At 74.5% G+C, this 10,821-nt stretch carries 9 protein-coding genes; 6 read left to right on the forward strand and 3 right to left on the reverse strand.

The window, feature by feature from the left end; translation table 11 throughout:
• The 4 genes from LDL48_RS27575 to LDL48_RS44255 all read left to right on the forward strand — a co-directional run bounded on the left by LDL48_RS27575 (position 1) and on the right by LDL48_RS44255 (position 5,409).
• Positions 1-1,944, forward strand: coding sequence for an ATP-binding protein (locus LDL48_RS27575; RefSeq protein ID WP_225258141.1), 1,944 nt, complete (start codon positions 1-3; stop codon positions 1,942-1,944).
• The gene (locus LDL48_RS27580) at positions 1,937-2,554 is read left to right on the forward strand and encodes a TetR/AcrR family transcriptional regulator (protein ID WP_225258142.1); all 618 of its coding nucleotides are present in this window, start codon (positions 1,937-1,939) and stop codon (positions 2,552-2,554) included. The genes LDL48_RS27575 and LDL48_RS27580 overlap by 8 nt, the downstream gene beginning before the upstream one ends.
• A gap of 154 nt (positions 2,555-2,708) precedes the next feature.
• A complete protein-coding gene (locus LDL48_RS27585; protein ID WP_225258143.1) occupies positions 2,709-3,443 on the forward strand; it encodes an FMN-dependent NADH-azoreductase in 735 nt (244 codons plus the stop codon).
• 118 nt (positions 3,444-3,561) lie between these two features.
• Positions 3,562-5,409 carry a protein kinase domain-containing protein gene (locus LDL48_RS44255; protein WP_308016502.1) on the forward strand — a complete coding sequence of 616 codons (1,848 nt, stop codon included), beginning with the start codon at positions 3,562-3,564 and terminating at the stop codon, positions 5,407-5,409.
• A gap of 46 nt (positions 5,410-5,455) precedes the next feature.
• Here the strand turns inward: LDL48_RS44255 and LDL48_RS27605 are convergent, their stop codons facing one another.
• Positions 5,456-6,634 carry an acyl-CoA dehydrogenase family protein gene (locus LDL48_RS27605; protein WP_225258144.1) on the reverse strand — a complete coding sequence of 393 codons (1,179 nt, stop codon included), beginning with the start codon at positions 6,632-6,634 and terminating at the stop codon, positions 5,456-5,458.
• 258 nt (positions 6,635-6,892) lie between these two features.
• On the opposite strand from LDL48_RS27605, the gene LDL48_RS27610 reads away from it, so the two are divergent.
• A complete protein-coding gene (locus tag LDL48_RS27610; RefSeq protein WP_225258145.1) occupies positions 6,893-7,525 on the forward strand; it encodes a DUF4360 domain-containing protein in 633 nt (210 codons plus the stop codon).
• Between the two features lie 56 nt (positions 7,526-7,581).
• Here the strand turns inward: LDL48_RS27610 and LDL48_RS27615 are convergent, their stop codons facing one another.
• Positions 7,582-8,331, reverse strand: a complete 750-nt coding sequence (locus LDL48_RS27615) for a class I SAM-dependent methyltransferase (RefSeq protein ID WP_225258146.1) — start codon at positions 8,329-8,331, stop codon at positions 7,582-7,584.
• Between the two features lie 54 nt (positions 8,332-8,385).
• Between LDL48_RS27615 and LDL48_RS27620 the strand changes: the two genes are divergently transcribed.
• Entirely contained in the window at positions 8,386-9,027 is a 642-nt protein-coding gene (locus tag LDL48_RS27620) for a TetR/AcrR family transcriptional regulator (RefSeq protein ID WP_225258147.1), read from the forward strand.
• Between the two features lie 572 nt (positions 9,028-9,599).
• Here LDL48_RS27620 and LDL48_RS27625 read toward each other — a convergent pair.
• Positions 9,600-10,808 (reverse strand): hypothetical protein, encoded by a 1,209-nt coding sequence (locus LDL48_RS27625; protein WP_225258148.1) that lies wholly within the window; start codon positions 10,806-10,808, stop codon positions 9,600-9,602.
• Positions 10,809-10,821: the final 13 nt, after the last annotated feature.

A 10,821-nucleotide genomic window follows, 5' to 3' on the forward strand; every position in this document is an offset into this window, starting at 1 on the left:
TTGACCTTCGACACCGTTCTGGTAGCCAACCGGGGCGAGATCGCCCGCCGGATCTTCGCCACCTGCCGGCGGCGCGGCCTGGCCACGGTGGCCGTCTTCGCCGACGCCGACGCGGGCAGCCCGCACGTGCGGGAGGCGGACAGCGCGGTACGCCTGCCCGGCGCCACGTCCGCCGAGACGTACCTGCGCGGCGACCTCATCCTCGCCGCCGCCCGCCGCACCGGCGCCGGTGCGATCCACCCCGGGTACGGCTTCCTCGCCGAGCACGCCGGCTTCGCCCGGGCCGTCCGGGACGCCGGCCTGACCTGGATCGGCCCCGGCCCCGAGGCGATCCAGGCGATGGGCTCCAAGGTCGAGTCCAAGCGCCGGATGGCCGCCGCCGGGGTGCCCGTACTCGCCCTGCTGGACCCGGCCACGGTCACCGAGGCCGAGTTGCCGGTGCTGGTCAAGGCGTCGGCCGGGGGCGGCGGGCGGGGCATGCGCGTGGTCCGTACCCTCGCCGAACTGCCCGACGCCGTGGCGTCCGCCGCCCGCGAGGCCGCCGCCGCGTTCGGCGATCCCACCGTCTTCTGCGAGCGGTACCTGGAGTCCGGCCACCACGTCGAGGTGCAGATCCTGGCGGACGCCCACGGCACCGTGTGGGCGCTGGGCGAGCGCGAGTGCTCGCTGCAGCGGCGCCACCAGAAGGTCATCGAGGAGGCGCCCGCACCGCTGGTCGACCGGCTCGGTGGCGACCTGCGGGACCGGCTGCTCGCCGCGGGCCGGCTCGCCGCGACCGCGGTCGGCTACCGCGGCGCCGGGACCGTGGAGTTCCTCGCCGACGAGCGCGGCGACTTCTGGTTCTTGGAGATGAACACCCGCCTGCAGGTCGAACACCCGGTCACCGAATGCGTCACCGGCGTCGACCTGGTCGCCGGGCAGCTCGACGTCGCCGCGGGCCGCCCGCTGACCGGCCCCGAGCCGGCGATGACCGGCCACGCAGTCGAGGCCCGCCTGTACGCCGAGAGCCCCACCGACGACTGGCGCCCGCAGACCGGCACCGTCCTCGCGTTCGACGTGCCCGGGGTCCGGGCGCGGTTCGACCGGCCACCCGCGGACGGGATCCGCCTCGACTCCGGCGTCGAGGACGGCAGCGTGGTCGGCACCCACTACGACGCCCTGCTCGCCAAGGTCGTCGCGTACGCGCCCACCCGCGAGTCCGCGGCCCGGCAGCTCGCCGCCGCCCTGCGCCGGGCCCGCGTCCACGGCCTGCCCACCAACCGGGACCTGCTGGTGGCGAGCCTGCTGCACCCCGACTTCCTGGCCGGCACCGCCGACACCGGCTTCTACACGGCCCACCCCCCGGCCGAGCTGACCGCCGGCAGCGCGCCGGACCCGGCCGTCGCCGCCCTGGTCGCGGCGCTGTCCGACGCCGCGACGGTGGGCCACCCGGCGGCCGGGTTCCGCAACATCCCGGTCGGGTACCGCAGCCGCACCTACGCCGTCGGCGAGCGCGAGTTCCCGGTGCGCTACCGGTTCGGCCGCGCCGGCCTGGAGGTGGACGGCCGGACCGGGACCGGCCTGGTCGAGGCCACCGCCGCGTCGGTCGTGCTGGACCTCGACGGGGTACGCCGGGGGTGGACGGTCGCCCGGTACGACGACCGGGTGGTGGTGGACGGCGCGCAGGGCTCGGTCGAGCTGCGCCGGGTGCCGCGCTTCCCCGGCCCGCCGGCCCGGTTGCCGGCCGGCGCGCTGGTGGCGCCGATGCCCGGCACCGTGGTGCGGGTGGCGGTGCGGACCGGCGACACCGTAACGGCCGGTCAGCCGTTGATCTGGCTGGAGGCCATGAAGATGGAGCACGTGGTGCACGCCCCGGCGGCCGGCACGGTGGCCGAGCTGCCGGTCACCGTCGGACAACAGGTCGCCCAGGGCACCCCGCTGGCCGTGGTCGCCGGCGGTGGCTGACGTCTCGGCGCCGCGGCAGGACCGGTCGCGCGCCACCCGCCGGCGGCTGTTGGAGACCGCGGTCCGGTGCCTGGCCCGGCACGGCTGGGAGGTCTCCACGGTGGCCTTCATCGCCGCCGAGGCGGGCATCAGCCGGGGCGCGGTGCAGCACCACTTTCGTACCCGGGAAGCCCTGATCATCGCCGCTCTGGAGCACGCGTTCGCGGAGCGGGGCGCGATGCTGGATGCGCTGCCCGAGCCCGAGGGCTCCGGTCCGGAGCGGGTGCACGCCGTGGTGACCGGCCTGGTCGAGGCGATCGGCGGGGAACCGTTCCGGGCCGCGCTGCAGGTGTGGACGGTGGCCGCCGCGGACCCGGACCTGCGTTCCGCGGTGGTGCCGCTGGAACGGCGCTTCGCCCGCGACGCCCACCGCCGCGCGGTCCGCCTGCTCGGGGTGGACGACACCGACCCGGCCATGCGCAGCCTGATCCAGGCGACCCTGGACCTGGCCCGCGGGCTGGCCCTGGCCGACGTGCTCACCGACGACTCCCGCCGCCGCGCCCGCGTCATCCGCGCCTGGTCCCACCAGCTGGCCAGCACCCTCCCACCCCCCGTCCGCCCGCCCCGCTGACACCCCGCCCTCCCCCGTCGATCCTGGACTTGTGGCGCCGGACCTGTCGGTGCGATGCGGCATCTGCTCCCACCACCACTCGCCGCGTGTCGTATGCCCGATTAGTCGTTTTAAAGGGGGATGATTCGGGCGCTGTCGGTTCGGGGAGGGTTTGATGTTGCTGCTTCATGTCGTTGCCACGCCGCGTTCGTCGGCGTCCACCACCCTGCGGGTCTCCGGTCCGTTCCTGGATCAGCTGCGGGCGGACCGGCCGGACCTCGAGATCGAGACGCTGGACCTGTTCGCCGACGACCTGCCGGTGGTGGCCGGAGAGAACATCGACGCCAAGTACGACCTGATGCGCGGCCGCCCGATCGAGGGGTCCCGCGCCGCGCCCTGGCGGACCGTCGAGACGCTGATCAACCAGTTCCGCCGGGCCGACATCTGCCTGATCTCCGCACCGATGTGGAACTTCGGCATCCCGTACGCCCTCAAGTACTACCTCGACGCCATCGTGCAGCCGGGCTACCTGTTCGCCTACGACGACGCCGGTGTCCCCGTCGGCCTCTGCGCGGGCAAGACGCTGGTCTGCGTCACGTCACGGGGCGGCGACTACTCGCCCGGCAGCCCGATGCACGCGTACGACCTGCAGGAGCCGTACCTTCGAGCGATCTTCGGCTTCGTCGGGATCACCGACATCACCTTCGTCAACGTGCAACCGACGGACCTGGACCCGGCCCGGCGCGAGGAGGCCGTCCGGGCCGGCCTGGACGAGGCTCGCGTACTCGCGGACCGGCTGGCGTTGGGCCGGGAGCCCCTTCCGGCGAGGCGAAAAGAGGCAAAGTTCGGCGACCAGCTGCGGGAAACCGGCCCCGCCGAATCGCTCCAGGCCCGCTCCGAACAGCGCTGAACCGGCTCCGGCTCTGCTCAGAGCACACAATCCATCGACATCGGTAAGAGCATCCGGTCCGGCGTCCGCTCCCTACAATCCGCTCGACCGAGCCGACGGATTGCGAGAGGAACGGACCGTGCAACCAATCCTGCCGAGCGACCCGACCCAGGTCGGGCGCTACGAGCTTGAGGGCCGGCTGGGAAACGGTGGCATGGGTACGGTCTACCTCGGGCGCTCCCCCGGCGGACGACTGGCCGCGGTCAAGATGATCAGCACGCACCTGCTCACCGATCCGGACACGCTGTCCCGGTTCCAGCGCGAGGTGAACACGCTCCGGACCATCCGCAGCGCGTACACCGCCGCGCTGATCGACAGCGAACTGGCCGAACCGCCGTACTGGATGGCCACCGAATTCATTCCCGGCCCGACGCTCGCGGCGACCGTCGGCGCGCACGGCCCGATGAGCGTCGACGACTGCCTGTGGCTGATCGCCAGCCTCGCCGAGGGCCTCGCCGACATCCACGCGCACGGCATCTGCCACCGCGACCTCAAACCGCAGAACGTCATCCTCTCCACCACCGGACCGCAGCTCATCGACTTCGGTCTGGCCCGGGGACCCGCGGACACCCGGCTGACCCAGACCGACATCGTGGTCGGCACCCCCGGATACCTCGCGCCCGAACTCCTCACCGAGGACGACGAACTCACCCCGGCGGCGGACGTGTTCGCGCTCGGCGCCACCATCGCGCACGCGGCCACCGGCCGGAAGCCGTACGGCAGCGGCCGCGCCGAGGCGATCTACTTCCGGCTGCTCCAGGCGGACATCGACCTGGCCGGCGTCGACCCCGGCCTGGCCGAACTCATCCGCGCCTGCGTGTCCACCGAGCCGGCGCGGCGGCCCACGCCCCAGCAGATCATCGAGAGTTACCGCAGCCGGCGCACCGGGGAGGCGGCGCGGCCGCTGATGCCGCTTCCGCCGTCGGTGCCGCCCGCGCCGCACCAGTCGCCGAGCCGCCCGCCGACGCCGGCCGCGCCGTCGCCCGTTCCCGGGATGCGGCCGGGCGCCGCGACCCCCGGAAGCGGCGGGAACGCGGCGACCCGTGGGAACGCCCCAGGAGGCGGCACCCCGGCACCCCGCGGCAACGCCACAGGGGGCGGAAGCGCCGCGGTCGGGGGGAGCGCCGCAATCAGCGGGAGCGCCGCGGGCGGTAGGGGCCGCGCTGGGGGTGGTGGGGGCACGGCGCCTCCGGCCGGTCCGGTGCGGTCGGCGGGGACCGGACCGCCGACCCGGACCGACGGGCCGGCGAGCGGACCGGCGCGCGGGTCGGCCAGCCGCCGGATGCCGGTGGTGGCGGCGCTCGCCGTGGCGGCGCTCCTGTTGTTCGCCGGCGGTGCGGCCGCCGCCCTTCGGCTGCGTGATACCGGCGACGGGCGGCAGTTCGTCGATCCGGTGGCCGCCCCGGCCGCGTGGCCGTCGATGCCCTCGGCCGCGCCCACCCCGACCCGGGTGAAGCCGTCGAAGTCGAAGCCGACCCCGACGCCGACCCGGACGAGCCGCAAGCCCCGCCCGAAGCCCACCAGGTCGCCGCCGGTGAAGACCGTCACGAGCAACGACGGCCGCTGCATCCACCTGCCCAAGAGCACCGTCAACGGCGCCAAGGTGGAGGCCCGGGCGTGTGACGAGTCGGCCGGCCAGCAGTGGCGGATCACCCGGCAGGGCGTACTCATGTGGACGGTCTCGGATCTGACCCGGTGCCTGGACACCGGCGGGAACGGCGGCGCCGACATCAACTACCGGATCCAGCTCTGGGACTGCAACAACAGTGGCGCGCAGCTGTGGGTACCGCAGGCCGACGGCGCGCTGTTCAACGCCGTCGCGGACCGCTGCCTCGGCATCCTGCCGAAGAAGAAGGGCGGGCCGGCCCTGACGATCCAGCCGTGCACCGGCAAGGCCGCGCAGCGCTGGAAGCTGCCGCTGTCCTGAGTGGCGGCGCTCGCACCCACCGGGACACCCGGCCGCGCCGGGAACGTCAGAGCTGGCCGTGGCTGGGTGGCAGGACGCCGCCGACCTCGTACCCGCCGATGTGGTGGTATTTCCAGTCCACCGGGTCGTGGACGCTGTGCGTGCGGGCGTTCCGCCAGTGCCGGTGCAGGTCCCAGCGCTCGTCCGCGGCGCTCGCGCCGGCCAGCGCGAACAGCTCCGATCCCGCTTCGACGGCCACCTCGCTGCCGAACGCCTTGGCCGCCGCCACCGACAGGGAACCGCGGGCCGCCGCCGCGGCGTCCGCCGGGACCAGGCCGATCTCGTCGAGGTCGGCGGCGGCCCGGGCGAGCAACGCCTCGGCCGCCCGGACCCGGACGTCCAGCCTGCCGTACCGGTGCAGCACGTGCGGATCGCCGGCCACGTCCGCGGCGCCGTAGCGGACCGCCTCGGTGGCGGGGCGGGCCCGGGTGCGCAGGTACTCCCGGGTGTCGCGCAGCGCGCCACCGGCGATGCCGACCTCGATGGCGGCGTGCACGAGCTGCGCCCGGGCGCCGAGTTGCTGGGGTACGGCGTACGCCCCGGCGTAGTCGACGACGAGGTCCGGGTCCACGTCCACCGCGTCGAACGTGGTGGTGCCGCTGATCGTGGCGCGCTGACCCATCACGTTCCAGTCGGTGTCGACGGTCAGGCCGGCGGCGTCGCGGGCCACGAACGCGAGCCGGAGCCGCGCGTCGTCGTCGAGTGCGCTCACCGCGATCCACGCCGCGGTGAGCGCGCCGGTGCAGTAGTACTTGGTCCCGGTCACCCGCGATCCGGTCAGCCGGGTGGTGAGGTCCTGAGCGTGCCGGCCGCCGCGTTCGGCGAGCGCGTTGCCGAGCCGCCGGCCGGCCAGCACGTCGGCGTAGAGCCGGTTGCGGGCGGTCTCCGGGCCGCACACCGCGAGCACGTCCACCATCAGGTAGTGGCCCTGCGGCACCTGGGCGAGTGCCGGGTCGACCGCGGCCAGGGTCCGGACGACCTCGGCGAGGGTGGACGGGCCGAGTCCCGGGCCGCCGAAGCGCGCCGGCACGGTGATTCCGAGCAGGCCCGACGTGTCGAGGGCGCGCAGTTCGTCGTGCGGCACCACGGCGGCGCCGGCCCGGTCGCGGGCGAGGACGCCCGGCGCCCAGACGTCGGCCACCCGGTGGGCGGCCCGGATCGCGTCCTCAGGCGTGGTCAGCAGCACCCGTGTTCCTATCTTGTCGCTAGGCGGCGGGCAACCGCCCGGCGGGCGGCGCGGAGGGGCATCGGCCAGGGCCGATGAGGCAGACCCGGACACCATGATCACGGTACGCCGACGGCCCGCACGCAGCGCAAATGCCCCTTACCGACCGGTTACTCGCGTCTGCGGAGCGTTACGGGGCAATGCCAGGATATGCGGCGCATGGTCCACAACGGATTGGAGCGAAGTATGCGAAGCATCTCAGCGTGGAGTGGCGCCGTCATGAGCGTCGTCACCGCCACGGCTGTGGCCACCGCGCTCACCCCGGGCGTCGCCGCCGCGGACCCCACCACGCCGCCCCCCATCCCCACCCCGCCCCCCGCGCCCACCCTGTCCTTCGACGAGGTGGTGATGAACGGCACGGGCTGCCCCGGTCAGGGCGACGGGGTCGGCGTGACGGTGGGCGGCGGCAAGGTGGTACTCGACTTCACCCGCTTCACGGCGCGCGTCGGCGGATCGAGCACGCTGCCCGACCGGCGCAAGAACTGCGCCGTCAACATCAGCGTCACGCCCGCCGAGGGTTACACCTACACGGTCTCCGAGGCGACGTACGACCTCGCCACCGATCTGGTCGCCGGCACGGACGCCGAGCAGCTGGCCGCGTACTACTACAGCGAGACCGCCGCGGACACCACGGTGGTCCCGGCGAAGCACTACACCACCGCGGGCGCGTCGACCGACACCCACGTCCACGACGCCGCGGCACTGGCGCCGCTGGGCGCCGCGCCGTGCGGGCAGTCGAGTTCGGTGAACGTGAACAGCCAGGTGCGCTTCACCGCCGCCTCCGCGGCGGAACAGGCCAGCACGATCACGGTGCGGCGCGCGACGGTGCACCTCACCGCCGTACCGTGCTGACCGGTCTCCGCTGATCTCCCGGTCCGGAGCCGGGCGTACCCCCGTCCGGCTCCGGGTCAGGCCCGCACCGCGGTGACCGCCACCGTGGCCTGCGCCGTGGTGAACCGGCCGCCCAGCGCGTCGATGGCGGACCCGATGCCGTTCAGCAACTCCGCCAGCCGGTCGGGCGCGAGCCGGGTGAGCGCCCCGGACGTGGGCAGCTGGTCCAGCCACTCGTCGCGGGTGTAGGTCCGCGCCGAGTCGAACCGCCACTGCTCCGGCTCGCCGAACGCGCCGGTCCCCCGCATCCCGTCCGCGGCACGGGTGAACAGCGGCTGGTAGGCGTCGGCGCCATGGCTCCTGGGCCCGATCGGGAACGGCAGGTCCGGCAGCACCTGCCGGTAGACCGCGGTGAAGGCGTCCGTCACGTCCGGCGGCGGGTCGACCGCGTGCCAGAACGCGGCCAGCCGTCCGCCCGGCCGCAGCACCTGGGCCGCCTTGGCCGGACCGGCGACCGGGTCGACCCAGTGCCAGGCCGTCCCGGCGACGACGACGTCGAACGTCCGGCCGGCCGGTTCCCAGGACTCGAACGTCGCCACCTCGACCGGCACCCCGGTGCGGTCGGCGAATTCGGTCATCCGCGGGTCGGGGTCGATGCCGAGCACGGTGCATCCGGCCGCCTGGAACTGGCGGGCCGCGATGCCGGTGCCGCAGCCGACGTCGAGCACCTCGCGGCCGGCGGCGGCCACCCGCGCGACCAGGGCGTCGGGATAGCGCGGGCGGGCGCGGTCGTAGCGTTCGGGATCGGTGCCGAATGACTCGGCCACCTGCTGAAACTGCGGGCTTCGCTCGGGCGGTAGAGTGGGCATACGCCCACCTTAGTGGGCGCGCGCCCACTCGACCAGGAGGTGCTCACGGTGCCGACCGGGGTGGCCATCCGCGACGTACGCCGGCAGCTGTTCGACGCGGCCGCCCGCATCCTGCTCCGCGACGGTCCGGGCGCGCTGACCAGCCGGGCGGTCACCACCGAGGCGGGCTGCGCCAAGGGTGTCCTGCACCGGCACTTCACCGACTTCGACGAATTCCTCGCCGAGTTCGTCCTGGACAACGTCGCCCGGATGGATGAGCAGGCCGCCGCGCTGCGGGACTCCGCCGGCACCGGCACCGTCGCCGGGAATCTCACCGAGGCGCTCACCGCCCTGTTCGGGTCGGTGGCCGTGGCGATGGTCGGGCTCGTCACCGTCCGGGACGAACTGCGGACCCGGCTGCGGCGGACCTGGCCGGCCGGCGTTCCGGTGCTGACCGACGCGGCGGTGATGATCGGGGCGTACCTCTCGGCGGAGCGCGAGCTGGGCCGCATCGCGGCGGAGGCCGACGCCGACACGCTCGGGGTCATGCTGATCGGGGGCGTGCACCTGCTCTTCGTCGCCGGCGAGAACACGCCCCCGGACACCCCGGCCGTGCGCAAGGTGGTGGCCTCGGTGCTGGCCGGCATCGAGCGCGAGCCGGACCGACCGGCCTGATCGTACGGTCCACGACGAGGGCCCCGGCGCTTTCGCACCGGGGCCCGAGGGCTGTGGATCAGAACACCATCCGCCGGCGGTACGCCGGCTTGTCGTTTCCGCGCCGTCCCACCCGGGGGCGGGGGCGCGAGGATCATAAGCGTGACCGGAGACCACCTCTCGTTCGATGGAGACTGCGGTGTCCGCGCCCGGCCCGTCACAGCGGCCGGCAGCGGGCGATCCAACGGTGTGCGACCCTCCCTTTCCTCCGACTTCCCGAACTCTTCACCATCTGCTTCGCCGGCGCCGGAACCCCACGCGACTTCATGGCCCCGACACGTGCGGCGCAGCGAGCGGAGCCCTGAACGTGCCTCGGCCCTGCTCCTTCGCCCTCCATCGGGCGGTGCGTCCGCGTCTTTGTTGACTCTTCGCTTCCGACCCGAGAAACGCTAATCGCCCTTACCCAGAAAGTCTAGTCATGACGGCGTAGATTTTCTTGGGTGTGGCGAGAGTTCCGCCGGTCGGACGCCACCGCTCGGTGGGAGCGGGTCGATGGCGCCGTACGCCAGTGGACCGCGGGTGGCGACGGCCGCTCAGCGCAGTCCGGCCGCGGCGCGGACCCGCTCGCGGGTCAGGGCGGTGGCCGCGGCCGGGGAGAGCAGGCAATCCGCCAGCAGGTCACGGCCACGGCGGCGGAGCACCTCCCGGTCCGGATGGCCGGGCAGCCACTGCTCCGGCTCGCCGAGGGTGAGCACGAAGCGGTCCGGGGCCACCTCGGTCGCACCGGGTGGCGGTCCGCCCAGCCGCGCCAGGTGGCCGGGCGAGAGGATCTGGCACCACATGGCGTCGGGCACCGCGACCTCGGCCAGCCGGTCGACGGACGGCCGGTCCGGCGGGGAGCCCCGATCGCGCCAGCGGAGGAACAGCAGATCGTCGGCGTCCGGTTCCGCGGTGACGCCGGCCCAGACGACCCGGTCGGCGTACCGGAGCAGCACCTCGCGCTGCCGCCGCAGGGCGCCGGCCACCTCGGCGTCCCCGGCGGCCATGGTGAACGCGGCCGAGCCGGCCGGATCGGCGCCGGTGCCGACCACCGCCGCGGCGACCCGGCCGGCGAAGTTCGTGCTCACCGCCACCGCCGTCGCGCCGGCCGCCAGCACCGGGGCGAGCGCCGGGACGAGCGCGCCGGGTTCGACGTCGACCGCGACCGACGACGCCATCGCCACCAGGCTGTCCGCCGGTCGATGTTCGCCCAACAACCAGGCGCCGGCGACTTCGAGCAACCCGCCCGGCCCGGCTGCTCCGCCCGGCCCGGCTGGTTGACCCAGCGCGCCCGGATCGCTCGGGCCGGCCGACCCACCCAGCCAGGCTGCTCCGCCCCCGGCTGCATTGCCCGGTGCGCCCGGGTCGCTCGGGCCGGCCGGGGTCGCCGGCCGGTGGTGCAGCACGGTTCGGGCCGCCGGTGCCAGCGCTCGCAGCGGCAGATATCGAGGGGTGGCGCTCGGCTGCTGGACGAGGCGGGCGTCGCGCACCCCGGCCTCGTCCAGCCGCCGGACGACCAGGTCCGGAACGGCGCGCAGCAGGGCCGGCGGCGTGGTGCCGACCTCGACGACGACCACCGGCCCGCCCGGCAGCGGAACGACCGGCCCGACGGACATCGCCTCGTGCAGCTCCCGGAGGTCCGCCGCGGCCGTACGCATCGCGGCGAGCAACCGATCGGGAGCGGCCGGCGACCGGGCCTGGACGATCATCGTGGCCTCGGGTACGAGACCGGCGACCACGTCCGGGTCCACGGTGGTGCCCATCGACCGCTCCCCC

Origin of the sequence: Jidongwangia harbinensis (assembly GCF_020216025.1) — a bacterium.
GTDB classification, from domain to species: domain Bacteria; phylum Actinomycetota; class Actinomycetes; order Mycobacteriales; family Micromonosporaceae; genus Actinoplanes; species Actinoplanes harbinensis.

Bases quoted from the DNA above. Each gene is read 5' to 3' on its own strand.
- LDL48_RS27585 (WP_225258143.1), top strand. From the start codon at position 2,709: ATGTTGCTGCTTCATGTCGTTGCCACGCCGCGTTCGTCGGCGTCCACC.
- LDL48_RS27610 (WP_225258145.1), top strand. From the start codon at position 6,893: ATGAGCGTCGTCACCGCCACGGCTGTGGCCACCGCGCTCACCCCGGGC.
- LDL48_RS27625 (WP_225258148.1), bottom strand. From the start codon at position 10,808: ATGGGCACCACCGTGGACCCGGACGTGGTCGCCGGTCTCGTACCCGAG.